This is a genomic window from Rhizobium sp. SAFR-030 (genome assembly GCF_059415005.1).
In genome coordinates, this window is record NZ_JBPFDO010000001.1 from 602,939 (window position 1) to 627,618 (window position 24,680).

General features: G+C 65.1%; 29 protein-coding genes and 1 pseudogene. 10 read left to right on the plus strand and 20 right to left on the minus strand.

Going from position 1 to position 24,680, the window contains the following annotated elements:
* Positions 1-29 precede the first annotated feature (29 nt).
* Complete coding sequence (locus ACR65N_RS03100) at positions 30-896, minus strand: DMT family transporter (RefSeq protein ID WP_440455689.1); 867 nt, start codon at positions 894-896, stop codon at positions 30-32.
* A gap of 104 nt (positions 897-1,000) precedes the next feature.
* Between ACR65N_RS03100 and ACR65N_RS03105 the strand changes: the two genes are divergently transcribed.
* The gene (locus tag ACR65N_RS03105; RefSeq protein WP_440455690.1) at positions 1,001-2,422 is read left to right on the plus strand and encodes an aminotransferase-like domain-containing protein; all 1,422 of its coding nucleotides are present in this window, start codon (positions 1,001-1,003) and stop codon (positions 2,420-2,422) included.
* Positions 2,423-2,446: 24 nt separating this feature from the next.
* On the opposite strand, the gene ACR65N_RS03110 is transcribed toward ACR65N_RS03105, so the two are convergent.
* The 5 genes from ACR65N_RS03110 to ACR65N_RS03130 form a co-directional block, all read right to left on the minus strand.
* Complete coding sequence (locus ACR65N_RS03110; RefSeq protein WP_440455691.1) at positions 2,447-2,731, minus strand: type II toxin-antitoxin system RelE/ParE family toxin; 285 nt, start codon at positions 2,729-2,731, stop codon at positions 2,447-2,449.
* Positions 2,728-3,027: a type II toxin-antitoxin system RelB/DinJ family antitoxin gene (locus tag ACR65N_RS03115; RefSeq protein ID WP_440455692.1), complete on the minus strand. Its 300-nt coding sequence runs from the start codon at positions 3,025-3,027 to the stop codon at positions 2,728-2,730. Before ACR65N_RS03115 ends, ACR65N_RS03110 begins: the two co-directional genes overlap by 4 nt.
* A 63-nt stretch (positions 3,028-3,090) precedes the next feature.
* Positions 3,091-3,984 (minus strand): NAD-dependent epimerase/dehydratase family protein, encoded by an 894-nt coding sequence (locus tag ACR65N_RS03120; RefSeq protein ID WP_440455693.1) that lies wholly within the window; start codon positions 3,982-3,984, stop codon positions 3,091-3,093.
* 381 nt (positions 3,985-4,365) lie between these two features.
* Positions 4,366-4,551 carry a hypothetical protein gene (locus tag ACR65N_RS03125; protein WP_440455694.1) on the minus strand — a complete coding sequence of 62 codons (186 nt, stop codon included), beginning with the start codon at positions 4,549-4,551 and terminating at the stop codon, positions 4,366-4,368.
* A gap of 71 nt (positions 4,552-4,622) precedes the next feature.
* Positions 4,623-5,093, minus strand: coding sequence for a YcgN family cysteine cluster protein (locus ACR65N_RS03130; protein ID WP_440455695.1), 471 nt, complete (start codon positions 5,091-5,093; stop codon positions 4,623-4,625).
* Between the two features lie 178 nt (positions 5,094-5,271).
* Here ACR65N_RS03130 and ACR65N_RS03135 point away from each other — a divergent pair, with 178 nt between their 5' ends.
* The 5 genes and pseudogenes from ACR65N_RS03135 to ACR65N_RS03155 all read left to right on the plus strand — a co-directional run bounded on the left by ACR65N_RS03135 (position 5,272) and on the right by ACR65N_RS03155 (position 9,403).
* Positions 5,272-7,470: a transglycosylase domain-containing protein gene (locus ACR65N_RS03135; protein WP_440455696.1), complete on the plus strand. Its 2,199-nt coding sequence runs from the start codon at positions 5,272-5,274 to the stop codon at positions 7,468-7,470.
* Between the two features lie 46 nt (positions 7,471-7,516).
* Positions 7,517-7,780 (plus strand): annotated as a pseudogene (locus tag ACR65N_RS03140) (BrnT family toxin).
* Positions 7,777-8,091 (plus strand): BrnA antitoxin family protein, encoded by a 315-nt coding sequence (locus ACR65N_RS03145; RefSeq protein ID WP_440455697.1) that lies wholly within the window; start codon positions 7,777-7,779, stop codon positions 8,089-8,091. The pseudogene ACR65N_RS03140 and the gene ACR65N_RS03145 overlap by 4 nt, the downstream one beginning before the upstream one ends.
* A 183-nt stretch (positions 8,092-8,274) precedes the next feature.
* The gene (locus ACR65N_RS03150; protein ID WP_430305505.1) at positions 8,275-8,862 is read left to right on the plus strand and encodes a DUF1214 domain-containing protein; all 588 of its coding nucleotides are present in this window, start codon (positions 8,275-8,277) and stop codon (positions 8,860-8,862) included.
* Positions 8,855-9,403: a DUF1254 domain-containing protein gene (locus tag ACR65N_RS03155; protein WP_430305506.1), complete on the plus strand. Its 549-nt coding sequence runs from the start codon at positions 8,855-8,857 to the stop codon at positions 9,401-9,403. Before ACR65N_RS03150 ends, ACR65N_RS03155 begins: the two co-directional genes overlap by 8 nt.
* A 19-nt stretch (positions 9,404-9,422) precedes the next feature.
* Here the strand turns inward: ACR65N_RS03155 and ACR65N_RS03160 are convergent, their stop codons facing one another.
* On the minus strand, positions 9,423-9,626 hold the full coding sequence (locus ACR65N_RS03160) for a hypothetical protein (protein ID WP_430305507.1): 204 nt from the start codon (positions 9,624-9,626) through the stop codon (positions 9,423-9,425).
* Between the two features lie 698 nt (positions 9,627-10,324).
* On the opposite strand from ACR65N_RS03160, the gene ACR65N_RS03165 reads away from it, so the two are divergent.
* Positions 10,325-11,287 carry a DUF2336 domain-containing protein gene (locus ACR65N_RS03165; protein ID WP_440455698.1) on the plus strand — a complete coding sequence of 321 codons (963 nt, stop codon included), beginning with the start codon at positions 10,325-10,327 and terminating at the stop codon, positions 11,285-11,287.
* A 23-nt stretch (positions 11,288-11,310) separates the two neighbouring features.
* Here ACR65N_RS03165 and ACR65N_RS03170 read toward each other — a convergent pair whose 3' ends face one another.
* Positions 11,311-11,649, minus strand: coding sequence for a DUF1491 family protein (locus tag ACR65N_RS03170; protein WP_440455699.1), 339 nt, complete (start codon positions 11,647-11,649; stop codon positions 11,311-11,313).
* 153 nt (positions 11,650-11,802) lie between these two features.
* Between ACR65N_RS03170 and ACR65N_RS03175 the strand changes: the two genes are divergently transcribed.
* On the plus strand, positions 11,803-12,036 hold the full coding sequence (locus ACR65N_RS03175) for a hypothetical protein (protein WP_440455700.1): 234 nt from the start codon (positions 11,803-11,805) through the stop codon (positions 12,034-12,036).
* A gap of 59 nt (positions 12,037-12,095) precedes the next feature.
* Here ACR65N_RS03175 and ACR65N_RS03180 read toward each other — a convergent pair whose 3' ends face one another.
* Together ACR65N_RS03180 and ACR65N_RS03185 are read right to left on the minus strand one after the other, a co-directional pair.
* Entirely contained in the window at positions 12,096-13,043 is a 948-nt protein-coding gene (locus ACR65N_RS03180) for a peptidoglycan-binding domain-containing protein (protein WP_440455701.1), read from the minus strand.
* Positions 13,015-14,550, minus strand: a complete 1,536-nt coding sequence (locus ACR65N_RS03185) for a sensor histidine kinase (RefSeq protein ID WP_440455702.1) — start codon at positions 14,548-14,550, stop codon at positions 13,015-13,017. The genes ACR65N_RS03180 and ACR65N_RS03185 overlap by 29 nt, the downstream gene beginning before the upstream one ends.
* Positions 14,551-14,999: 449 nt before the next feature.
* Here ACR65N_RS03185 and ACR65N_RS03190 point away from each other — a divergent pair, with 449 nt between their 5' ends.
* Together ACR65N_RS03190 and ACR65N_RS03195 are read left to right on the plus strand one after the other, a co-directional pair.
* On the plus strand, positions 15,000-15,482 hold the full coding sequence (locus tag ACR65N_RS03190; protein ID WP_440455703.1) for a DUF5330 domain-containing protein: 483 nt from the start codon (positions 15,000-15,002) through the stop codon (positions 15,480-15,482).
* 161 nt (positions 15,483-15,643) lie between these two features.
* Complete coding sequence (locus ACR65N_RS03195) at positions 15,644-16,063, plus strand: SufE family protein (RefSeq protein WP_440455704.1); 420 nt, start codon at positions 15,644-15,646, stop codon at positions 16,061-16,063.
* 14 nt (positions 16,064-16,077) lie between these two features.
* Here ACR65N_RS03195 and ACR65N_RS03200 read toward each other — a convergent pair whose 3' ends face one another.
* The 10 genes from ACR65N_RS03200 to ACR65N_RS03245 all read right to left on the minus strand — a co-directional run bounded on the left by ACR65N_RS03200 (position 16,078) and on the right by ACR65N_RS03245 (position 24,615).
* A complete protein-coding gene (locus tag ACR65N_RS03200; protein WP_440455705.1) occupies positions 16,078-16,962 on the minus strand; it encodes a DUF6456 domain-containing protein in 885 nt (294 codons plus the stop codon).
* Positions 16,955-17,311, minus strand: coding sequence for a helix-turn-helix domain-containing protein (locus ACR65N_RS03205; RefSeq protein ID WP_430305516.1), 357 nt, complete (start codon positions 17,309-17,311; stop codon positions 16,955-16,957). The genes ACR65N_RS03200 and ACR65N_RS03205 overlap by 8 nt, the downstream gene beginning before the upstream one ends.
* Before the next feature lie 557 nt (positions 17,312-17,868).
* On the minus strand, positions 17,869-18,297 hold the full coding sequence (locus tag ACR65N_RS03210; RefSeq protein ID WP_430305517.1) for a Ros/MucR family transcriptional regulator: 429 nt from the start codon (positions 18,295-18,297) through the stop codon (positions 17,869-17,871).
* Between the two features lie 412 nt (positions 18,298-18,709).
* Positions 18,710-19,051 carry a monovalent cation/H(+) antiporter subunit G gene (mnhG, locus tag ACR65N_RS03215; protein WP_430305518.1) on the minus strand — a complete coding sequence of 114 codons (342 nt, stop codon included), beginning with the start codon at positions 19,049-19,051 and terminating at the stop codon, positions 18,710-18,712.
* On the minus strand, positions 19,048-19,419 hold the full coding sequence (locus ACR65N_RS03220) for a cation:proton antiporter (protein ID WP_430305519.1): 372 nt from the start codon (positions 19,417-19,419) through the stop codon (positions 19,048-19,050). The genes mnhG and ACR65N_RS03220 overlap by 4 nt, the downstream gene beginning before the upstream one ends.
* The gene (locus ACR65N_RS03225) at positions 19,419-19,892 is read right to left on the minus strand and encodes a Na+/H+ antiporter subunit E (protein ID WP_440455706.1); all 474 of its coding nucleotides are present in this window, start codon (positions 19,890-19,892) and stop codon (positions 19,419-19,421) included. The genes ACR65N_RS03220 and ACR65N_RS03225 overlap by 1 nt, the downstream gene beginning before the upstream one ends.
* Positions 19,889-21,460 carry a Na+/H+ antiporter subunit D gene (locus tag ACR65N_RS03230; RefSeq protein WP_440455707.1) on the minus strand — a complete coding sequence of 524 codons (1,572 nt, stop codon included), beginning with the start codon at positions 21,458-21,460 and terminating at the stop codon, positions 19,889-19,891. The genes ACR65N_RS03225 and ACR65N_RS03230 overlap by 4 nt, the downstream gene beginning before the upstream one ends.
* Positions 21,461-21,473: 13 nt before the next feature.
* Positions 21,474-21,851 (minus strand): Na+/H+ antiporter subunit C, encoded by a 378-nt coding sequence (locus ACR65N_RS03235; RefSeq protein WP_430305522.1) that lies wholly within the window; start codon positions 21,849-21,851, stop codon positions 21,474-21,476.
* Entirely contained in the window at positions 21,851-22,270 is a 420-nt protein-coding gene (locus ACR65N_RS03240) for a Na(+)/H(+) antiporter subunit B (protein ID WP_430305523.1), read from the minus strand. Before ACR65N_RS03240 ends, ACR65N_RS03235 begins: the two co-directional genes overlap by 1 nt.
* Positions 22,267-24,615, minus strand: a complete 2,349-nt coding sequence (locus ACR65N_RS03245; protein WP_440455708.1) for a putative monovalent cation/H+ antiporter subunit A — start codon at positions 24,613-24,615, stop codon at positions 22,267-22,269. Before ACR65N_RS03245 ends, ACR65N_RS03240 begins: the two co-directional genes overlap by 4 nt.
* Positions 24,616-24,680: the final 65 nt, after the last annotated feature.

Consider the following 24,680-nt stretch of genomic DNA (forward strand, 5'->3'; position numbering starts at 1 on the left):
TATTGGAAAAACATTGTGCGCGGCCCGGTCTATCGGGCGAAGCGGCGTGCGGCGGCGACGCAGGCAACCACACCCAACGTGGCGCACAGCATGGCCGGCGTCACGGCCTCGCCGAGCACGGCACCGGCCAGCAGCAGGCCGAAGAAGGGCTGCAGCAGCTGCAACTGGCCGACCGCCGCAATGCCGCCCTGCGCCAGGCCGCGATACCAGAAGATGAAGCCGATCAGCATGCTGAACACCGAGACATAGGCAAGCCCCGCCCAGGAGGGCGCGCCGACCGCCGACAGATCACCCGGCAGCGTGACGAGTGCCAGCACCGCCATCGGCGGCGCGGCCAGCAGCAGGGCCCAGCAGATCACCTGCCAGCCGCCGAGCCTGCGCGACAGGCTCGCACCCTCCGCATAGCCGAGGCCGCAGAGGAGGATCGCCGCCAGCATCAACAGATCGCCGGCAACAGAGATCCCGCCGCCATTGCCGGCGAGCGCGAAGCCTGCGACCAGCGCGCTGCCGAGGCTGGAGAACACCCAGAAGGCCGGCCGTGGTCGCTCGCCACCGCGCAACACGCCGAAGATGGCGGTCGACAGCGGCAGCAGGCCGATGAAGACGATCGAATGGGCGGAGGTGACATGCTGCAGGGCAAGCGCCGTCAGCAGCGGAAAGCCGGCGACCACCCCGACCGAGACGATGGCGAGCGATGCGAGATCGGCGCGCGTCGGTCGCGGCTGGCGAAACACCGACAGCAGCATCGCCGCAAGCAGTGCCGCGATCACCGCCCGCGCGCCGGTGAGGAACAGCGGCGACAATGCCGCCACCGCCACCCGGGTCGCCGGTAGCGAGCCGCTGAAAATGATGACACCGGCCATTCCGTTCGCCAGCCCGCCCTGGATTTCTTTCATCACTACCTCGCTTTCCTGTCCGGGATTACGGCGAAAGCGATAGCAGGAACAGCAACGATACGGTACGATTTCACCAAACTGTATGGCTCTCGGTAATGGTACGGATGATGGATCAGAACACCGCTCAAGAGGCAGGCGGTGCCCGACCGCCGGGCCGTACCGCACAGGTGATGGCGGCCATACGCCACCGCATCGACAGCCGCAGCCTGGCCGCGGGCGACCGCCTGCCGTCGGTACGTGGCCTTGCCTCGACCATGGGTATCTCGCCGTCGACGGTGGTCGAGGCCTATGAGCGGCTGGCGGCGGAAGGGCTGATCCGCGCCCGCCCGGGATCCGGCTTCTATGTCTGCGACCGGCCGGCCGCGCCGCTCAAGCTTGCCGGCGGCGTGACGCCACGCGAGCGCGCCGTCGACCCCTTCTGGGTGTCGCGCCTGTCGCTGGATGCCGAACCCGGCATGCTGATGCCCGGCTGTGGCTGGCTGCCGGCCGACTGGATGCCGAACGACGCGCTGCGGCGCGCCCTCCGCCACCTGTCGCGCGCCGACGATGCGCTGCTCTCCAACTACGGCTCGACGCGAGGCTCGTCGACGCTCAGGCGGCTGCTGGTATCGCGCTTCGCGGACGAAGGGCTGCCGGTCGATCTCGACCAGATCCTGCTCACCGGCTCGGGCAGCCAGTCGCTCGATCTCGTCTGCCGGCTGCTGCTGCGGCCGGGCGATTGCGTGCTGGTCGATGACCCCTGCTATTTCAACTTCCAGACGCTGCTCAGAGCCCACCAGGCACGCGTCGTCAGCGTTCCCTACACGCCGAGCGGGCCCGACATGGACCGCTTCGAGGCGATTGTTGCGGCCGAGACGCCGCGCCTCTACCTCACCAATTCCGGGCTCCACAATCCGACCGGCGCAACACTGTCGCCGGCCGTCGCGCATCGCGTGCTGAACGCCGCCACACGCGCCGGGATGATGATCGTCGAGGACGAGATCTTTGCCGATTTCGAGCCGGATCCGTCCGTGCGGCTGGCGGCGCTCGACGGATTGCAGCAGGTGATCCGCATCGGCAGCTTCTCGAAAGTCCTGTCCGCCTCGGTGCGCTGCGGCTATATCGCCGCCGGCGCCGATCTCTGCGAGCAACTCGTCGACCTGCAGGTGGCCAGCAATTTCGGCGGCCCGAGCCCGGTCTCAAGCGAACTTGTTGCCCAGGTTCTCTCTGGCGGCGGGCTGCGCAAGCATGTGGAAGAGGTACGCCGCAAGCTGTCGCAGGCCCGGCGCGAGACCGTCGACCGACTGGTCCGGCTCGGCATCACACCGTGGATCATGCCGCGCGGTGGCTTCTATCTCTGGTGCCGACTGCCGGAGGGGTGCGATTCGGCCGACCTGGCGCGGCTCGCCATCGCCGAGGGCGTCGTGCTGGCCCCCGGCAACGTGTTCAGCGTCGCCCAGACCTCCGCCGGCCTCATGCGCTTCAACGTCGCCCAGATGACCGATCCGCGCATCTACGCGGTGCTGGAAAAGGCAATGCAGGGCTAGAGGAGAGCGTTGGAGGCGCGGGAGCTAGAAACCGTCAGGCCACTGCTGCGCGCCGTGCAGAAGCCGCAGGATGCGGATCCAGTCAGACCCCACGTGGTAAGCGATGATGTAAGGCGTACCGGCGACGACCAATTCGCGCGTTCCGTCCACCCGGCCGGCGCGTCCGCTCAACGGAAACTCGCACAGGTGGTTGGCAGCAGCCGACAGTCTCTCGTCAAGCCGGATCGCTGCTTGCGGATTTTCCGCCAGCACATGATCGAAAATCGCCTCGCGGTCAGCCACGGAATGGGCTGACCAGATCCACATCATGAACGTTTGGCTTTGCCGGCAGCATCCCGGCGACTGGCGAAATGCTGCTCGACCTCGGCGTGCGGGACATCGGGTCTTTCATCCGTTAGCGCCTCCAGAACTTTTCCGCGGAACCAGGCATCATGCGCCTCTTTTTCCATGAGAAGCTCTATCGGCGGCGCACCTTCTTCTGCCGTCCGGGTCAGCAGGATCCGCACCGCATCGGAAATCGTCAGCCCCATGCCTTCCAGCACGGTTGCGGCCCGGTCACGCACATCGGCGTTGATACGCGCCTGGACGAGGGCATCGGCGCTCATCGCAGTTCTCCCGTTGAGCCCCGAGTGTACATCAGGTGAATGACGTTGTCAGGAGCCGCCGCCTTAGCCCTGCACGTGATCGCGCCAGTCGTGCTCCTCGCGAAAGCCCAGCACCTCACGGATCTTGCGGTTGCTGATCGGCGCTCCGAATTCCTCCAGATCGCCGGTGATCGGCGTTTCCGGCGCCCATTTCGCGAGAAACTCCCGGGTCGGCTCTTTGGCGGTGATCGTGTCATTCACAGCATTGAACACTTGGAAGCCGAGGCCATCCTTGGCAACGCAGAGATCGACGATCTGGCCGAGGTCGCGGGCGTCGATATAGCTCCAGGCATTGCGCTTGCGGCACGGCGGATCGGCAAGGTATCCGGGAAAGTTGTCGTAGTCCTCCGGCGAAACGACGTTGCCGATGCGCAGTGCATAGACATCGGCCTTGTAGCGCATGGCAAAGGCCCGCGCCGTCTTCTCGTTGACGACCTTGGACAGGCCGTAGCTGTCCATGGGGTCAACATCATACTCTTCGGTCAGCGGGAACTGGTGATAGTCCTTGTCGCCCTCGGCAAAGCAGACGCCGTAGGTCGTCTCGCTGGAGGCGATGATCACCTTGCGGATGCCGAGCTTCACCGCCGCCTCGATGACGTTATAGGTGGAGGTCGCATTTTCCGCGAAGGTGACGTTGTCCGGGCGGATGAGGATGCGCGGCACGGCGGCGAAATGCACCACCGCATCGACCGGCGCCGGGCCCTTGCCGGTCTCCAGCCCGTCGAAGCCGAAATGTGTCGACAGCGCGTTGAACACCTCGCCGCTGTCGGTCAGGTCGGTGATCAGCGTCGCGACCCGGTCGCCCGGAAACGGCTGGCGGTCGAGGTTCAGCACCTGATGGCCCTTGTCGAGAAGATAGGGCACGACGTGCCGCCCGGCCTTGCCGCTGCCGCCGGTGAAGATGATCCGCTTGCCCATGGTATTTTTCCTCCCGCATGAGATGTCGCGGCAGAGATAGCGCGCCGGGCAGCGGTTGGGAATGGGCGTGTGGGGGGCGCTGTCGCGGATCGCCAGCCGGCGCCGGCAATGCGGCACCTTCACCACCCGCTCGAACACGTAGTCATTGTCTTCGTGGGCGGACGCCGGATCAGGATGGGCAAGCCCCAGAAGACCGCAGAGCTCCGTCAGGAAGAGCGCACAGTTAGCACTGAGCGAAGATGCGTTGATTGCGATCGCCGCTGCGCAGGACAGCGGAAAGCTCTACGTATCGCCGATCACGGCGTGGGAGTTGGCAATTGCCGTTTCTGGCTGCGTCACAAGCCACAGGAGAGCATGAGTGTCGAGAACGACGCCCGCCAACTATTCGGCTTTTGGTTTATGGATATCCTTGAGCGCCTGCTGGGCGATGGGCTTGGTGAGATCCAGCCCAGGCTTCAAGGAAAGCGCCTGCCCCTTCAGAGCGCCCGCCCCTTTGACCGTCACAAACTGCCCGGTTCGCGAGTTGCGAACAGTCATGTTTGAAGGTTTTGTCTTGAGCTGGGCCATGAACAGAACATGATCCGAAATGACGCCAAGTTCAAGGTGGCAGAGAGCCATTTCGGCGTCTCGCCGCCCCTCTACCGCCGCTCCTGCGCCCGGTCTCCGACATGCAGCGGCCAGTCGATCAGGTAATCCTCGAAATCGTCGACATCGACGGTCTCTTCCGACACCGTGCGACCGCGCGCCGAAATGCCGGCCTGGTGCACCGTCTCCGGATCGCCGGAAATCAGCGGGTGCCACCAGTAGAGATCCTCGCCGTCGCGCACCAGCCGATAGCCGCAGGTCGGCGGCAGCCAGGGGATGTCGCGCACGCTGTCGGGGGTCAGCTGGATGCATTCCGGCACGAATTCCTGACGGCGGGGGTAGTTGGAACAGCGACAGCTGTCGCCGTCGAGCAGCCGGCAGGCGACCGAGGTGAAGGCCACCTCGCCGGTATCCCAGTCCTCGAGCTTGTTGAGACAGCACAGCCCGCAGCCGTCGCAGAGGCTTTCCCACTCCGCCACGGTTAACTGTTCAAGGCTTTTCGTCTTCCAGAAAGGATTTTCCATCTTGTCATTTCACGCACCGGCTGAACATATCGTGTCCTTGAGAGGACCTTGCAGGCGGCGACTTTTGGCGTGCGTCAACCAATTGTCAGCGATTGCCGAATAGAGACATCGGACGGCTTTTCGTCCTTCGTGTCCCGGGCGTCAAGCAAGTGCAGGTCCGAGGAAGGAAAATCCAACCGTGCAGGACGATCCCCAACCGCCGGAACCGGAACGTCGCCGCAGGCGGCATCTGCTGCTGCGCGTCGACAGCTGGATCGACTCCACCGTCTGGAACCTCGGCTTCAAGCTCTCCGAGATCTGGGAAGAGATTACCATCTTTTCCAGGAAATTCCGCGTCCGTGGCGGAAAAAGGGTGATCGTCGAACTCCTCGACGAGGGCATGACGTTCGGCACCGCCGGCATGGTGGTGCTGCTGGCGCTTGCCATCCCGGCCTTCGAGGAGACCAAGGAGGACTGGCGCTCGCGCGGCGATTTCGCCGTCACTTTCCTTGACCGCTACGGCAACGTCATCGGCCATCGCGGCATCATCCACGAGGATTCGGTGCCCGTCGACAAGCTGCCCGACCATCTGGTGAAGGCAGTTCTGGCGACCGAGGACCGGCGCTTCTTTTCGCATTTCGGCATCGATTTTCTGGGCCTTGTGCGCGCCATGAGCGAAAACGCCAAGGCCGGCGGCGTCGTGCAGGGCGGCTCGACGCTCACCCAGCAGCTGGCCAAGAACCTCTTCCTCACCAACGAGCGGTCAATCGAGCGCAAGATCAAGGAAGCCTTCCTGGCGCTGTGGCTGGAAGCCAACCTGTCGAAGAAGGAAATCCTGTCGCTCTATCTCGACCGGGCCTATATGGGCGCCGGCACGTTTGGCGCAGCGGCGGCGGCACAGTTCTACTTCGGCAAGAACATCACCGAGGTGAACCTTGCGGAAGCCGCGATGCTCGCCGGCCTGTTCAAGGCGCCGGCCAAATACGCCCCGCACGTCAACCTGCCGGCGGCGCGGGGGCGCGCCAACGAGGTGCTGACCAATCTCGTCCAGGGCGGGCTGATGACCGAGGGACAGGTGATCGCCGCCCGCCGCAATCCGGCCACCGTCATCGACCGGGCCGCCACCCCCGCTCCCGACTATTTCCTCGACTGGGCCTTCGAGGAGGTGCAGCGCCTGGCCGGCGACGGCCGGCTGAAGAAGCGTTCCGTGGTCGTGCGCACGACGATCGACATGGGCCTGCAGCAGGCCGCCGACGAGGCGATGGAATCGTCTTTGCGCGAATATGGCGAGAGCTACCGCGTCAAGCAGGGCGCGCTGGTGATGATCGAGAACGGCGGCGCCGTACGGGCCATGGTCGGCGGGCGCGATTACGGCGAGAGCCAGTTCAACCGCGCCACCAAGGCGCTGCGCCAGCCGGGATCGTCGTTCAAGCTCTACACTTACACCGCCGCCATGGAGAAGGGCTTTACGCCGGAATCGGTGATCTCGGACGCGCCGATCACCTGGCGCGGATGGTCGCCGCAGAATTACGGCCGCTCCTACAAGGGCCGCGTGACACTGCTGTCTGCCATGGCTCAGTCGCTGAACACGGTGCCTGTCAGGCTCGCCAAGGACGAGCTCGGCACTGACAAGATCGTCGAGACGGCAAAGCTGATGGGCGTCGAGACGCCGCTGCGCTCCGACAAGACGATCCCGCTCGGCACCTCCGAAGTCACCGTCATGGACCAGGCGACCGCCTATGCGGTGATGCCGGCCGGCGGCCTGCAATCGCGCCGGCACGGCATCGCCCAGGTGCTCGATTACGAGGGTGACGTTCTCTACGATTTTTCCCGCGACGCGCCGGCACCGCAGCGCGTGGTCTCGGAAAAGGCCATGTCGTCGATGAACCGCATCCTGACGCAGATCCCGGTGATCGGCACGGCCAAGCGCGCGGCGCTCGATGGCGGCATCGTCACCGGCGGCAAGACCGGCACCTCGCAGAGCTACCGCGACGCCTGGTTCATCGGCTTTACCGGCAACTACACGACGGCCGTCTGGTTCGGCAACGACGACTTCACCTCGATGAACAACATGACCGGCGGCGCGCTGCCGGCGATGACCTTCAAGAAGCTCATGGACTATGCCCACCAGGGCATCGAGCTCAAGCCCGTCCCCGGCATCGACAACCCGCTGCCGCACGGCAATCACGCCAGCGGCCCGGCGGTGGCGGCCAAGGGCAGCGAGACCGGCCTGCCGCCGCTTATCCGGCCCCGTTCGCTGTCGGCGGAATCAACCCGCATCCTGCGCGGCATCGCCGAAAACCTGACCAAGGCCTCCGACCTTGGCCGTTCATCGCAGAAGGTGGCGGACGCGACCCTGCGCAGCCAGACGGGCGAGCCGGAAAAGGGTCGGCCGTAGGTCCGATGGACATTGCCAGCCTCAATAAATGTAGCTACATTTATCCATGAAGATCGTCTGGGACGAGCCGAAGCGGCATGCCAATCTGGCAAAGCATGGCCTGGACTTCGCAGACGTCTGCGAGCTGGACTGGCAGACCGCTGTCGTGGTGGAGGCTTTACCGACCGACAGCGGCAGACGGCGGTTGGAAGCCATCGGTTAATTCCGCGATGGCGCCGCTACCGTTGTATTCGCCTTGCTCGGCATGGAAGCGATCTCGATCATCAGCTTCCGGCCGGCGAGCAGGAATGAGAGAAGGTGCCTTCGATGACCAAGGCCGCACGCGCCAATGTGCAGAGATCGACCCCGACCTACTCGGCCGAAGATCTTCAGGCTGTCGATTTCCCAGAGATGAGCGCCGAAGAGCTCGCAAACCTGCGGCCTGCCGGCGAGGTGCTGCCGCCCGACTTCTTCGACGCGATGAAGGAGCTGCGCCGCACACGCGGTCGCCCGTCTGTCGAGCATCCGAAGAAGCAGGTAACGCTGCGGCTCGATGACGACGTTCTTCAAAGCTTCCGTGCCACCGGCAAGGGCTGGCAGGGCCGCATCAACGCCGCGCTGCGCAAGGCGGCCGGGCTCTAGGGCCGTCTCAAGAATGAACCGCCAGGCCGCCATGGCCCTGGTGGCGGGCACTGGTTCCAGGCGTCAGTGCCAGGCTCCCACGACGGCCCTCACAAATTGATGGTCCGCTCCCGCTGCTCCACCATTTTCCCGCAAGCCAAACAATGCTAACCCTCGGCCACACTTCTAGAAAGGCCACCCTGCTTGTTCCGCCTGCCGCTTCTCGTCGCCCTCAGCCTGATCATCGCCTTCGGCGGCGGCATCTGGTCGACCCTCATCGCGCTCGATGCGACGGAAGGCTTCGGGGCGATCAAGCTCGGCGCCTGGGAAGCCTTTCCGCAGGCCCAGACGATCGACGCCGACCCCTATGCCAAGGCGCACCGCGCCAATGACGGGCGGTTGCTGTTCGGCGGTGCCGAGGGGCTGACGTTTTCGGCGAGCGTCGACAGTTCAGGCGCGCCGCTGTCGGGCCAGTGCAGCTACCGGATGACAGGCCAGACGCCACCGGCGCGGCTGTGGACGCTGTTTGCGCAGAGCAGCGGCGGCGAAGCGGCAACCGCCTTCGGCGACCTGCCGACGGCGCTCAATTCGCACACCGTGCTGCGCCGTGGCGACGGCAGCTTCGAGATCACCATCGGCGCGGCCGCCGCGCCCGGCAACTGGCTTGCCGTCAGGGCCGGCCAGTCCTTCCGGCTGGTGCTCAACCTGCTGGACACGCCGACGGCCGGCAGCACGGGTTTGATCGACCTCACCATGCCGTCGCTCCAGCGCATCGGGTGCGGCAATGCTTAGACTGCTGCTCGCGATCGTCGCCGGCATCATCGGCGCCGCGCTCCTGCATCTGGTGATCATCCTGTCGCTGCCGTCGTTCAGCGAGCGCGACGCGTTCAGCCGGGTCTCCGGCGAAGGCGCGCCGTTCCGCTTCCATCCGCTCGGCGCCCGACCGGACGCTGCAGGGCTTGCCAAGGAAGACCCGTTCCTCGAGGTCGCCGTCTGCTCGTTCGACCTCAGCGACGAGCCGGTGCGGATTTCGGCCGAAGGCCGCGTGCCCTTCTGGTCGCTCGCCACCTTCGACAGCGCTTCCAACGAGACGTTCAGCATCAACGACCGTACGTCGGCGGGCGGCGAACTGGACGTGATCGTCGCGACGCCGGTGCAGGCGACGGCGCTGCGCAAGGAAATGCCGTCGACGCTGATGCAGTCGATCATCGTCGAGACCCAGCAGGTTCAGGGATATGCCGTGTTGCGGGCGATGGCACCGCAGCAGAGCCTGCGGCCGTCGACGACGACCTTTCTCGCCGGCGCCGATTGCAGCCCGATGGCCTGGGAATAATTTTCTGCCGAACCGGGTGTCAATGGGTGTCGGACCGTAGCGGAATGCCGTCGAGCCGTGGAGCCTCCCGTTCGTCAATCCGCTCGTAGCGTACGCCGAGGAACAGCAACAGCTCGGCCTGCGGCCTCTGGCCCAGCCAGATCTCCGGCTTCAGCGGCGGGTGAACCGGCACGCGCTGCGGATGCGTGTCGCGCCAGGTCTTCAATTCAACAATCTCGGCCATGCGCGTCTCCTTCGAGGACTTCGAGAGGGATGAAGGGACGTCCGATTTCATCCTGCCCGACCTGCGGGCCGGCGCATCCTCAACCGAGGTATCCGCGCCGTTCTCGTTCAAGGCTGCGGCCAAGTGCAACCGCAGGCTCCAGCGATGCATGCGAACATGAGGCTCGGTGAGTCTCTACCCTTGCCAAGCATAGTCCGGGTTCGAACCGGATTGTGCTGCCGCCCTCTCCACCAGGAGAAGCCTCATGCGGTGTGACCCGGATTGAGCCATAACAGGGTTAACAGGAGGTTAATGCTAATAGATTGCGGCTCTCATGGAAGCGCCGCTCCTGGTGCCTCTCCGCCGCACCGATCGGCCACGCCATCACGGGTTGCCGAAGCATATCCGGCCTCCCCAGAGTTCGATGCGGGGATTGCCTGCAACGGTTCGATACAAGCGACGCCTTCTGCTGTCTCATTGTGCGCTTCTTCACCAGCCATTAACCGCGTGCTGCATAGCATGTCTTAACCATGCCGAGAGGGCGACGGCGGGTAGATCCCCTCGCCTCCTCACCCTGTCCAGTGACGGGATCCCGGCGGATGATCCGTCGCGGGCAAGCTCGACTGTCTATCTTTTGTAATGCGTCGGTGGATATGACCGTGGACCGGTATCGTGAACTTGAGAGGCCGCAGGCCATGCGCAGAAAGGATGTGGTTCTGATGGCCACGGTAACCAGTTTTGAGGAACTGCCGCATCCGACAAAGTCGGAACTGCGACAGTTCGCGGAACTGTTTTCGCCGCTGTTCTCCGCCTCCAGTGAGGAAGCCCGCCGACAGGCCGTGGCGTCGCTGTCGCAGTCGCGGAACGTGCCGCCGGCCGTCGCATTCTTTATCGCCTGCCAGCCCATTGCCATCGCCGCGCCGTTCCTTGTCGCCTCCCCCTGCCTCGACGACGAGACACTGGTGACCATCGCCCGCACCCAGGGCGAGGAGCACGCGCGCACCATCGTCAAGCGCGACAATCTTTCGCCAGCCGTCATCGATGCGCTGGTCGGACTGCGCCAGAGCCGCAGCACTTCCGAACGACCGGTCGAGACGACAGCCGCCATCGAACCCATACGGTCGACACCCGTCGAGCCACCTGCCCCCCAGGCAGACGCGCAGGCGGACCGCGAGGAAGCCCTGCGATCGCGGCTGAAGCAGATGGCGGCACAGCATCACCGCCCGCATACGGACCGTCTTGGTCTTCGTACCATCACCGCCGTGCAGGAGGCGCTGCTCGTCCGCTTTGCCCGCACCCGCGAGGCCGACGCTTTTGCGACAACGCTCTCCGACGCGCTGTCGGCCAGCCGCTGGCTTGCCGAACGCATCATGCTCGACATCTCGGGCCATCAACTTGGCACGACGCTGAAGGGCATCGGCATGAGCCGCCGGGAGGCGCTGTTCGTGCTCGAACGGTTCTACGGCCATCTGCGCGAGGCGATCGGCGACGAGACGCGTGGCGCGATCCTGTGGGCGCAACTCGATGAGGACGCGTGCATCCGCCGCGTCGACGCCTGGCGCCGCGCCGATCACTATACCTATGCGGATCCCGCATCGGGCACGGCAAACCCTTCCGAGGCGCAAGGCCTGCGGACCACAGCCACCCATCGGCCGCTGAAGATCGCCCGAGGCGGCCGGTAGGCCGATCGCAGCTACTCTGCCGGCTAGGTGTCGTCCGTGACCGGAAACAGGTCGCCGAGCGTGTCGACATCCAGTTCCACCAGCCACAGATCGCTGTCAAAACGGGCCTCACGGGCGATCGTCGCGTCGACATCCGCGGCTTCGACGCGCGTCAGCCGCCGTTCGAAGCGACGCTCGCCATCCTCGCCCGCCATCATCTGCGGCGCCGGTGCATAAAGGTCCTCGGTACCGTCGCGGTGTCGATGGCGGATGAAGATCGCGCCGGCCTGATCGGCACCGCGCCGCTCGACCGCGGCAAATCCGCCAAGCCCGAAGACACGGCGCGTCAGGGCGGAAATGAAGATGTCGGATCGCAGGCGCATGGCATTTCTTAGCCTACGAGCTCGATGAAGAACAGCACCAGGGAGTACGCCTTCATTGAAGTTTCGATAACCGTCTGGCCGTACTCTTGGCGGTCAGGGATTACAGGCGTGCGCCTGAACCCGCAGACATCCGCCTCGCCCCACGGAGACGCAATGGCCAAGTACAAGTATTCCGACCATCTGGTGCTCAGCGAGGTCGCGGCCTTCGACAAGCAATGGCTGCCGGGTCAGGTTCCGCCGAATGCCGGCATCTACCGATGCAGGACCTGCGGCGACGAAATCGCGGTCGGGAAGCGGCAGGCGATCCCGCCGTCGCATCACGAGCACCGGGTGCTCGGTCCGGTCGTCTGGCAGATGCTGGTCTTTGCCCAGGAACACCCGAAGTAACCTGTGAGGGTCGATGCGGCGGCGTCACGTCGCCGTGTTCGTCATCTCTGACGAAGGCTTCAGAGCGCGCCGATCGAGCGCAGCTTGCGCAGCACGATCTCGGAGGGCTCACCGTTCTCCGGCAGCCGGTAGTGCTTCTGGAAGTGCCGGATGGCAGCCCGCGTCTGGGCCCCGGCCACGCCGTCGATCGTCACGTCGGTATAGGCGATGTTCACCAGCCCGCGCTGGATCTGCATGACCAGATCGACCGTCGACCCGGCGGAAACATTGGTCGGGCGGGCGGCGACCTGATCGGCCCGCGTCGCCCGGGCGTTGACCGGCGTGTCGGACGGCACATCTGCCGGCGGGACGATGGCCGGCCGTGCCGCAGATGCCGCCTGCGTCGCATTCCGCTCGGCCGGAGCACGCTGCGGAGCCGGGCGTTCGGAGGCGCGGATGGCGGCTGCCACCGGATCTTCCGCCGCAAGCTTGCCGGCCGGCCGCTGGGTCGGCACGACCTTGGGAACGACGGGCGGAACAACGGGGGTGACGGCGGCTGCGGTCTTCTCTTCGCCCGGCTGCGCGATCAGCGGATCGACGAACGGCTGGATCGCCGGACGCGCCGTGCCGGAGGTCGTCGCCGTCGACTGTGGCAGTTCGATCGCCGTCGGCGCCGGCTGCTCCGCCGGCCTTACCGGCAGTACGGCCGGCACTTCGTTCTGGCGTTCGATGTGGAAGGTGGTGACCTCGCCAGGCGCATCGCGTTCGGCGGGACGATAGCCGGCAATGGCATTGGGATCTTCTGGGTCGCGGGTCTGGAAGAAGGGGTGCGGATGGCCTCCCGGCTGGTACCAGAGGGCGTTTGCGGCGACAAAGCTGAAGGCGACGGCGGCGCAGACGCCACCTGCCAGCGCGCGCGGCTTGCGCGCCACCAGACGTCCGGCACCGACCACTGCCTGCCAGAGGATGCCGGGCTGCTTCACCGGCCTCTTCTTCCGGTCAGGCGCTTTTCGCTTCCGCGCGCTCATGCGCCAATCCCTGTCCATATGTTACGGCCACATCGCCGAGAGCTCTCAGACGCGGCGGGAATTCGATCGTCTCTCCGGTTTCATGCCCGGCTTCCAGATCGTCCCGGCCGTCGATCGGGAGGGTGATGGTTACCACGGTTCCGTCACCCGGGCGACTTTCAATCTCGAACCGTCCACCGTGAAGCGCAACCAGCCCCTTCACCAGCGCCAGTCCGAGGCCGGTTCCCTCAAAGGCGCGGGCGTAGTCGCCCTGCACCTGCATGAAGGGCTGGCCGAGCATGGCCATCTTGTCGGCGGCGATGCCGATGCCGGTGTCGCTGACGACGAGCTTCATGTCACGGCCAACCTGCGCCGCATCGATGGACACGACGCCGCCCGACTTGGTGAACTTGATGGCGTTGCCGGCAAGATTGATCAGGATCTGCTGCACCGCGCGCTGGTCGGCGGTCACTTCACCGAGCCCACGGGCGATGCGGGTGGTGAGCGTGATGCCCTTGCTGCGGGCCTGCAGGTCGAGCATGGCGCGGCAGGTCTCCACCGCGTCGGCGATGCGGAAGGGTTCTGTCAGCAGCTCGTAGCGGCCGGCCTCGATGCGGCTCATGTCGAGCATCGTGTTGACGACGGCCAGCAGATGAGCGCCGGACTGGCGGATCAGCGCCACGTATTCCCGCTGGCGGTCGTTTTCCAGGCGGCCGAAATATTCGCCTGCCAGCACGTCGGAGAAACCGAGGATGGCGTTCAGCGGCGTGCGCATTTCGTGGCTTACGGCGGCCAGGAAGCGCGACTTGGCATCATGCGCCGATACCGCTTCTTCCCGGCGGGCGACGATCTCGTCACGCAGCTGCAGTTCGTCGGAGATATTGCGCATCTGGACGAAGATGCCGACAAGGTCGCCCTCGCCGTCCGAGAGACCCGACAGGTCGAGCCGTGCGGCGAGGAACTGGCGGCCGCCTTCGGCATCGAGGCCACGCTCGATCCTTGCATCGACCAGCGCCACGCTCTCGCCCTGGCGCAGAGTGTCCAGCGCCTGGGCAACGGCAATGCGGTCGGAGACGTGGACGAGTTCGGCAAGCGACAGGCCGAGCGGATCGCGACGGAAGGTCGGCAGGAGGTTCTGGTCGCGGCCACCGGTGCGCAGCACGATGCCGTGTGCGTCGCAGTGGAAGACGACACCCGGGCAGGCCTCGAAAGCGAGGTCGTCGGCAGCCGTCTCGGCAGGCTGGATCTCCCGGCTGCGCGACAGGCGGACGGCGGCAGCGGCAAGGCACACCAGGCTTGCCAGCATCAGCGCGGCGGCGACCGGCAGGGCCAGCGCCGGGCTCAGCAGCATGGCCGACATGGCCGGCAACAACAGCAGGCAGGCAAGGCAGGCAAGGGCCAGCACGCGCAGCGCAACGACATCGCCGGTGCGCACGCAACCGTTGTCGCCGAGCTGCTGGAGCCAGCGAAGGGAGGCCCGATCGATGCTCCGGATCGCCCTTTCGCCAATGTTGGTCAATACGCGCACTCTATACCCTAACCGCGAATCTTGATGCCCAGACCTTAGGCGTCGGGCGCTTAAGGAAACTATAAACGAAGCCCCCTGGAGGGGTCCGCAAAGGCTCAAAACAGCCGTTTCGCTGTCCCGGAACGAACCATCGTCCGGCGTGGTTAATGGGGCGTAACCAGCGGAATTGTTTCAATTTTCCGGATCTCGTTAAGGATTGCGGCAGGCTCCCCGCCCGCTCTTCCCCAGCTTTCCGGAGCGACCGCCACAGTTATGCTTAACGGCGACCGCTAAAGTTTGACGAAAAGCCGCCGGAAGCCCCCCGGAACGGGTGATCGATAAAATTTGATGCAAATGCGATTCAAAACGCAGCTTTTGCCGCAATCGGACGTTTCCCGGTCGAGCCTAGGTTGGGCTCACCCAAGACCGGAAGCGATCCGGCGCCGACGAGAAGCAGCAGGTGAACGAGTATGTGGTTCCTGATCAAGACAAGCGTGGTGTTTGCGGCCGGCCTGGTGGTGCTGTCCTATTTCAGCAGCCATCCGCAGGCGCCGACCGAGAATACCGCCGGACAGCTTCAGCTCGCCGATGCATTCACCGCCGCCACCGGTGCCTACACCTATCTCAGCGGCCTCTGCAGCGAAAAGCCCGAGGTCTGCGTCAAGGGCGGCGAAACCTTCACCGCCCTTGCCATCCGTGCCAAGGAAGGCGCCCGGGTGGCCTATGAATTCCTCGACAGCCAGCTGGCGCCGGCCGAACAGGCTGCTGCGACGGCATCGGCCTCCCCTGCCGCACATCCGTCTGCGCTTTTGCCGTCGATGCCGAAGCTGACGCTGACCTCGGCGCCCAGCCTGCCGCTGCCGCAGAAGCTGGCCGAGGCAGAGGGCCGCCGTTCGACCGACAGCGTGGTGACCGGCACCGTGCCTTTGCCGCAGAAGCGCCCGGAGCGCTGAGACCCTTCTTCCAAAGCTTGCATCGTGATCTTCCGATGCCTGTTCTGCCTGTCACCCTTCAGCCGATTGCTGGCGCCGCGAGAAACCTGTTCTCGCGGCGTTTTTTTCGTTTTCGTGGCGGTGGGCGCCACCTATATGAGACGCATGCCCAAGGAGCCCGCATGACCAGCATCGATCAGATCATCGAAGACTTCGAGTTCCTCGAGGATTGGGAAGACCGCTATCGCTACGTCATCGAACTCGGCAAGGCGCTGCCGGACCTGCCGGACGCGGACCGCACCGCGCAGAACAAGGTGAGCGGCTGTGCCAGCCAGGTCTGGGTGGTCTCGCACCCGGGCGACGGCAGCGATCCCGTTATGCGCTACGAGGGCGATTCCGACGCGCACATCGTTCGCGGACTGGTGGCCATCGTGCTTGCCGCCTATTCCGGCAAGCGGGCGTCCGAGATCGCCACCACCGATGTCATCGAGATCTTCGACCGGATCGGCCTCGTCGAAAACCTGTCGTCGCAGCGGGCCAACGGACTGCGCTCAATGGTCAAGCGCATTCGCGACGAGGCACGCGGCATCGTCTCTCACTAAGCTCCTGGAAGCCGTCAGAGATCCGGACGGTAATCCTCCGCTCCCCAGCGATGGCTGAACCGACGCTGCGGCGGCGGCGGCGCGTAATGCCGGGCAAGCGCCATCAGCGCGGTGCGCAGCATCAGCTTGGCGGAACGCACCGGCCATCCGCGTTCGCGCTCCACAAGCTCCAGCCCCTTGCCGAAGCAGCAGACATCGAGCGCCACGCCGGCAAGCTCCGGTCCCATGGCATCTGCCGCCTCGCCCACCCGGTGGCGCGCCGCAGCCGCCATATCGGTCAGATCGGCCATCCCGCCGCGTTCGCCCTTGCCGCGGATTTCCATCTGCGGCTCCCAGCGCGCGGTAACCCGCGGCTGCAACTGCCCGCGATCGAAATCCCGCGCCAGCCGTTCGCCCGCCTCCACGGCATCGGCAGGCATGAAGGGCTTGCCTGCCCGGCCCTTCAGACGGGCAAGCCCCGCCAGCGGCTGGTCGGCCAGATTGCGGCGTACCGGCTGGCGCATCCCCTCCACCGGGACGCTGTCGGCGACGATCTCCCGATGCTGTTCGGCATAGGCCGTATCCGCGATCGCCTCGCCCGGCAGGGCCATCAGCTTTGCCCTGCGCAGGAAGCTGATCGCTTCCGGGCGGGCGAGGATGCCGCCGGCATCCTGTTTGACCAGTCCCAGCGAAACCGCCTGTCGCAGGACGCTGCGATGAACGACCTGCGTGCTGTCGCCCACCTGCAGCAGCAGGCTGTCGGGCTCCGACGATGTCTCCACCAACTGAAGCTTGCGGCCGTCCAGCAGGCAGCGCAGCAGGCGCGACACGTTCCTTGCCTCCGCCCTCGTCACCCCCGCCGTGGTGATCGCCGCGGCAGCATCCGCCTTCTGCCCTTGCGTCGTTCTGGATCTAGTCATGGCGCGGCACCTCCATGCGGGCGAAGACGGCCGAGACGATGCGCTCGACGGATGAAATGAAATCGTCGTAGACCCGGTCGTCGCGGCGATCCTCCACCACGTGGCAGGCGTGGCCCACGGTGGTCCGGTCGCGGCCGAAGGCCGGGCCGATCTCGCTGAGCGGGATGCTGAGCACGACATGGCAGACATACATGGCGATCTGCCGGACGTGGCAGAGCATGCGCCGGCGGTCCTGGCGCAGGCGCACGCGGTCGCCCGACAGGTGGATCATCTCCGCCACCATATAGCGGACGATACGGCAGATCTCGACGCATTGCATGGCGGAGGGCGGCGTGACGACATCATGCATGCACCGGCACCAGGCGGGCGTCACCTCAGCCGACGCATCGGCAGGCGCCGGCGACATCAAGGTCGGGCGGCCCGTTCGCGGGGATGGCTCTGCAGCCGTTTGCCGGCCGGACGCTTGCCCAAGGTTCCGGCTTGCCGGAGCGGGTGGCACAGGCTGCGCGCGACGGGGGATTTCCAATGATCTCTGGCAAGGCATGAACAACTCCCAAATAGGAATTAATTCATACACCCGGAGAGATCTGTGTGGATAGCAAAAAGCGCACGCTGGAGATGCAGCGCTGATTCTCCGGGAATTTTAGAGGTTATTCACACCGAGCGTGGGATTATTTTCCTTCGCACGTCCCCGTCTCTCCAGCGGCCTGAAAGCGCCGGAGGCGATCTTGCCGGAGGGGCCCGCATCGGGTCCATCTCCGGCAAAGACAGGACGCGGCGCCATCGGACGCCGTCGTAGAATGCGCCGCAAGGCAGCGCGCTGTGCGTAGTCTGCTCCCGCGACCGGGAGGGCATGCAGGACGCGCTTGTTTGCCGGCGCTTGCGGATGTGCGCGTGTCGCGACCGTTACTTGGCGCGCTTGCGGCGCTGACCGAGGCCCATTTCCTTTGCCAGGCGCGAACGCGCTTCGGCATAGGCAGGTGCGACCATCGGATAATCCGAGGGAAGACCCCACTTCTCGCGATATTCTTCGGGCGTCATGTTGTAGTGCGTCATCAGATGGCGCTTGAGCGACTTGAACTTCTGGCCGTCTTCCAGGCAGATGAGATAGTCGTCTTCGATCGACTTGCGGATCGGAACCGGCGGCTTCGGCTTTTCGACCGCGGCCGGGACCGGCGCGGGCGATGTAGTGTTGCTGAGGGCGCTGTGGATATCGGCGATCAGGTTGGAGAGGTCGCCAACCGGAACGACGTGGTTGCTGACATAGGCGGCGACGATATCGGCGGTCAATTCCACCAGAAGATCGGGTGCCTTGCCGGCTACGGGTTCTGTCATTTCTTGTCTCCTGTTTCGTTCGACTGACAGGTCGAAACGAGACCTGCCGTTTGCAGAGCACGCCGAATGCCAAAGTGCGTGTCCCGTTCTTCCACAGGAACGTAGATCCACCCCTAGATCTACGCGGGAACGACTTTGGGCCGAAGGCTGATGCAGATACTGGTCTAAGCCGACCGGAATCAACAAGCCCTAGCTTTTCCATTTGATATGTTAGGAAAATTAGGGCTAATGCATATGTCGAACCAGTATCATCATCTGCGCTCTACAGAAAAGCGATTAACACCCTTCGGATGAAAGTCCAAATACAATTTGCGGGTATTTTGGCATGCCTGAGCTGCCGTTGAAAGGCGAATATCTTTGCAACGCCTGCCGGCTTAGTGGCGGTTTCCAAGTAATCCGCGCCGACCAATAGTTAATCCAGCGGACGATCACGCCGCAAGTCGTCAACGACCGTCTTTCCATACAGGCGATAGCCGACTTGATGTGCCGCCTTGGCAAGAAGATGTGCCGAAATAGGTGCCGTCAGGATGAAAAACAGGAAACCGGCGATCGACCGCATGAAGATCGCCATGTCACCCGCGTGCAGGCCTGCGGCCAGCAGCAGGAGACCCGATCCGACGGTTCCGGCCTTCGACGCCGCATGCATGCGGGTAAAGAGGTCCGGTAGTCGCACCAGACCGATCGAGGCGATCAGCGCGAAGGCCGCACCTGCGACCAGCAGTGCAGCGGTGATCAGGGTGAGGACGAGGCTCATCGCTTGGCTCCCGGTGCTGGGCTCTCTGCCACGCCGTCCGGCGGATAGGCCCGGCCATCCTGCGGATCCCCCTCCTCCCCCTCCTCGTCGGCCGTCCGGCGCGACAGGATGAAGCGGGCAAATGCGACTGTCGCCAGGAAGCCGACCAGGCCGAGTGCGATCGCCACGTCGATGTAGAGGGTAAAGCCGGTCTTCACGGCAATCACGGCGATAAAGCCGATGGCAATGCCGACCAGCATGTCGAGGGCGACGACCCGGTCGCCGAGCGTCGGGCCGGCAATCACCCGCCAGGTCGTCAGCAGGAAGGACAGGGCAAGAAGGGCAAGGGCGATCCAGATGGCGCCGGACATCAGCAGCTCGTCGTTCATCAGCGGAATGCCTCCATGATCTTGCGCTCGAAGCCGTTGGCGATGTCACGGCAGGTGCCCTCGACGTCGGTGCAGTCGATCGCGTGGACGTAGAGCAGCTTGCGATCCGCCGACACGTCGACCGACAGCGTGCCCGGCGTCAGCGTGATGAGGTTGGCGAGCAGGGTGATCTCGAAGTCGCGGTCGACTTTCAGCGGATAGGCGAAGATGCCGGGCTGCACCTCGAGCTTCGGCCGCGTCACCAGAACCGCGACCTTCCAGGCCGACAGCGCCAGCTCCTTGAAGAACAGCGCGACCAGCGAGCCGATCCGGGCGATCCGCCGCAGGTAGCTGACGCCCTCCGCCTGCTCCCGGATGAGGCCGATCGCCAGCGCCGAGACAAGAAAGCCGAACAGGAAGTTGATGAAACTGGCGCTGCCGCTGACCGCCAGCCAGACGACGGCGAACATGACGTTCATGGCGAATGCGGTCATGGCGCGGCTCCTTGCGGAAACACCGACTGGATATAGGCGGATGGCTGAAGGAGACCCTCGGCCGCACTCTGCGACAGGTTGAGCGGCACTTCCGGAAACAGGCCGAAGAGGGTGATGATCGCCACCAGCGCAACGATCGGGACGGTGGCCCAGCGCTGGCGGCGCGGCCGCGTGCCTATGCCTGATGCGACCTGCGGCTCGCTCGCCGGGCGCCAGTAGGCAAGCAGGAAGACACGGGCAAGCGCGATGGTCGACAGGAAGCCGGAGACGAGGATCGCTGCTGCCATCCACCAGGCGCCGACATCGAGCGCTGCCTTCACCAGCATGATCTTCGGCCACAGGCCGGAAAACGGCGGAAGGCCTGCGACCGCGAGGAACAGCGCCAGCGACAGGAAGGCGAACCCCGGCGCCAGCCGGTAGAGGCCACCCGCAGCGCCAAGGCTCCAGGTGTGCGACAAGGCGGCGGCGCGGCCGACGACCAGATAGAGCGCCGTCATCGCGAGGATCGAGTGCAGCGCGTAAAGTACGGCGCCGGCGATGCCGGTCACCGTGCCGAGCGCGATGCCGGCAAGGATGTTGCCGATGCCGGCGATCACCGCGTAGCCGACCATCCTCCGCAGATCGTTCTGCGCCAGCATGCCCAGCGCCCCGACCAGCATGGTCAGAACCGCGACGCCGCCGATCACGAGGCTCAGTTCCTCGCGCTGCAGCGGAAACAGCATGACCACCACCCGCATCAGCGCATAGATGCCGACCTTGGTGAGCAGGCCGCCGAACAGCGCCGACACGGTGATGCGCGGCGTGTGATACGAGGCGGGCAGCCAGAAATTCACCGGAAAGGCTGCCGATTTCATCGCGAAGGCCAGCACGAACAGGGCGGTCAGCGTCATCAGCGGCGCGTTGCCGATGTCGCGGACCCGCAGCGCGATGTCGGCCATGTTGAGGGTGCCGAAGATCGCATAGAGGTAGCCGACGGCGATCAGGAAGAAGGTCGTGCCGAGCAGGTTGAGGATGGCGTATTTCAGCGCCCCGTCGATCTGCTCGCGCTCCGAGCCGAGGATCAGCAGGCCGAAGGAGGAGATCAGCAGCACCTCGAACCAGACATAGAGGTTGAAGATGTCGCCGGTCAGGAAGGCGCCGGAGACACCGGCCATCAACAGCAGCAGGAAGGGGTAGAAGCCGTAGCGACGGCCGCCTTCGTTGATGTCGTCGAGCGCATAGATGCCGGCGGCAAGCGCTGCAATCGCCGCGGCGAGCGCCATCAGCGCGCCGAAGATGTCAACCGTGAAGGCGATGCCGAAGGGCGGCAGCCAGCGACCCATGACCATGGTGACCGGTCCGCCCGCAACCACCTTCCACAGAAGCGCCGCATCGATCAGCACCAGCAGCGCAAGGCCGGGCAGCGCGATCATCGCGTGCAGGCGCGTCCGGTGGCGGATCATCATGACGATGGCGCCGAGCCCGATCATCAATGTCGGCGGCAGGACGACCAGCCAGTCGGAAAGCCCTGTCGGCACCATGCCGAAGGCGGCGGAAAGATCGATCGGGGCGGATGTCGGACTTGCCATGATCCCTCCTCTCTCAGTAGCCGAGTGGCGGCATGGGTTCATCCTTGGGTTCGGCAAGCCGCATCTCGTCGGTATTGTCGGTGCCGAGTTCCTGGAAGCCGCGATAGGTCAGCACCAGGAGGAAGGCGAAGAACGAGAAGGAAATGACGATCGCCGTCAGGATCAGCGCCTGAGGCAGCGGATTGGCGGCATCCGAGGACAGCACGTCGGCGCCGACGCCGATGATCGGCGGCACCTCGCGGGTGAGCCTCCCGGCGGTGAAGATCAGCAGGTTGACCGCGTTGCCGAGGATCGCCACGCCGAGCAGCATGCGCACCGAGTGCTTTGACAGCATCAGGTAGACGGCAGCGGCGAAAAATGCGCCGACCAGAATGGCGAGAAGCGTTTCCATCAGTCCTCTCCCCTTTCCTCGAGCGCCAGCGCGATCGAGGTGATCGAGCCGACGACGACCAGATAGACGCCGATATCGAAGGACATCACGGTTGCCAGCGGGATCTCGACGCCGAACAGATGCGGATAGATCCACAGCCCGGTCATGTACGGCACGCCGGCGAATACCGAGACGAAGCCCGACAGGACGCCCAGCAGCAGCCCCGCGCCGGCAATCGACATCGGGTGGAAGACGATCGCGCGGCGCACGGCAGCGACGCCGTAGGCGATGCCGTAGATGGCGAGCGCCGAGGCGGCGATCAGCCCGCCGATGAAGCCGCCGCCCGGCTCGTTATGGCCGCGCAGCAACACGTAGATCGAAAAGATGATCATCAGCGCGGTGAGGAACGGCGCGACGGTGCGGAAGATCAGCGTGTTCATCGGCTGGCACCTCCGTCCGGATCATTGTCGGCGGGTCTCGCCGCACCGGTCGAGCGCAGCCTGATCAGCGCCAGGATCGACAGGCCGGTGATCATCACCACGGCAATCTCGCCCAGCGTATCTGTGCCGCGGAAGTCGACGATGATCACGTTGACGACGTTGGCGCCGTGGGCGATCACCTTCGAATAGGCGTTGAAGAAGTCCGTCAGGCGGTTGTCGAAGACGCCTTGCGTGGATTTGAGCAGCAGCAGCGCAAAGCCTGTACCGCAAGCGAGCGCAATCGCCGCATCACCGAGCATCTGGCCGAGCGGCCGGTGGTCCGACGGCAGGAGCCGAAGCCTGGTCATCACCAGCGCCAGGATGACCACCGACAGGGTTTCCACCATGAACTGGGTGAACGACAGGTCGGGCGCCCCGAACAGCAGGAAGATGACGGCGACGGCAAAGCCCTGGATGCCGAGCGACACGATGGCGGTCAACCGGTTCTTGGCCCAGAGGACGGCGCCCACGCCGGTCAGCGCCAGCGCCAGGAAGGCGTATTCGTGGATCATCACGTCCGATGGCCAGGTGGGCATGTCGGGCAACTCGCCCCAGACGACCGGCGGCACCAGCAGTGTCAGCGCCAGCAGGATGAAGGTGACGGTGACGTAGACCTCCAGCCGGCCGGGCTGGACGAAGCGCGTCACCGCGACCGACAGCCGCACCAGGCCGGAGACCAGGCCGTCGAAGGCACGGTCAGGCCCCGGACCCGCCCCGTCGACAACGCGCACCATCATCGCCCGGACGCGCGACAGCTGCAGATAGATGAGCGCGCCGAGCGCCACGGTTATCACCGACAACAGAAGCGGCAGGCCAAGATGCGGAATGGTCGAGATCGTCACCTCGGTCTGCGTGTCGCGGATCGCGCTCGTCATCGGCGACGACACGTAGCGGTGGGCGACAGAGGAGAAGAGACCGGCTGCGAGGCCGAGAACCGCGAGCACTACCGGGCCTAGCCACAACAGGATCGGCCCCTCATGGGCATGCTTCGGCGTCTCGACCGGCGGCCCGAGGAAGGGTTTCAGCGCGACCGCGAAGGCGACGGCGAACATCAGCGCATTGCCGATCACCGCGACACAGGTGAACAGGATGGAGCGCAGGTCGCCGGCGGCGAGCGCATAGTAGATCTCCTCCTTGGCGAGGAAGCCGAAGAACAGCGGCAGACCGGCCATCGACAGGGCCGCCAGGAGCGCGGCGGCAAAGGTCAGCGGCATGGCGCGCCTCAGGCCACCGAGCCGGGTGATGTCACGGGTGCCCGCCTCGTGGTCGACAAGTCCGGCCACCATGAACAGGGCGCCCTTGAACAGCGAGTGCGCGACCAGATAGAGCACCGCCGCCGGCACTGCGTGCTCCGAGCCGAAACCGGTCAGCATCACCATCAGGCCGAGCGATGCCATCGTCGTATAGGCCAGCATCAGCTTCAGGTCGGTCTGCCGGAGGGCAAGGCAGGCGCCGGCAATCAGCGTCACGCCGCCGAAGAACGGCAGGAGGATTTCCCAGGCGGGGGTGCCGCCAAGCATCGGCGACAGCCGCATCAACAGGTAGACGCCGGCCTTCACCATGGTCGCGGAATGCAGATAGGCGGACACCGGGGTCGGCGCCTCCATGGCATTCGGCAGCCAGGCGTGGAACGGGAACTGCGCCGACTTGGTGAAGCAGCCGCCGAGCACCAGCAGGAGCGTCGCCAGATAGAAGGGGCTCTGGCGCAGGCCATCGCCCAGATGGACGAGCAGCGACAGCTGCGTGACGCCGCTGATATTCCACAGGAAGACGAGGCCGGCGAGCAGGCAGAGGCCGCCGCCGCCGGTAATCACCAGCGCCTGCAGGGCTGCCCGTCGCGCCGCAGGGCGCTCGTGGTCGAAGCCGATCAGCAGGAAGGAGGTGATCGACGTCAGCTCCCAGTAGACGAACAGCATCAGAAAGCTGTCGGAGAGGACGAGGCCAAGCATCGCCCCCATGAACAGCAGAATGAAGGAGAAGAACCGTCCCTGCTGCGGATGACCCTTCATGTAGCCGCCGGCATACAGCACGATCAGCGTGCCGATGCCGGTGATCAGCAGCGCGAAGGTCAGCGACAGCCCGTCGATGAACCAGGAGAAGGACAGGTTGAGGCTGGGCACCCAGGCATATCCGCCGGTCACCACCTCGCCGGCCGCGATGTCCGGCAGATATCCCGCGAAGTACAGAAAAGCGGCAGCCGGGGCCAGCGCCAGGATCCAAGCAGCATGGTGGCCGAGGGCGCGCGTAGCGGCGGGAGCAGCGATCGCAGCGATGAAGGGCAGGAACAGGCAAAGCAAGGTAATCATCGGTTTCCTGACCCGCTGGCCGCGCTTTGCATCATGCTGTACGTCTCCCGTCGTCGCATCGTCGT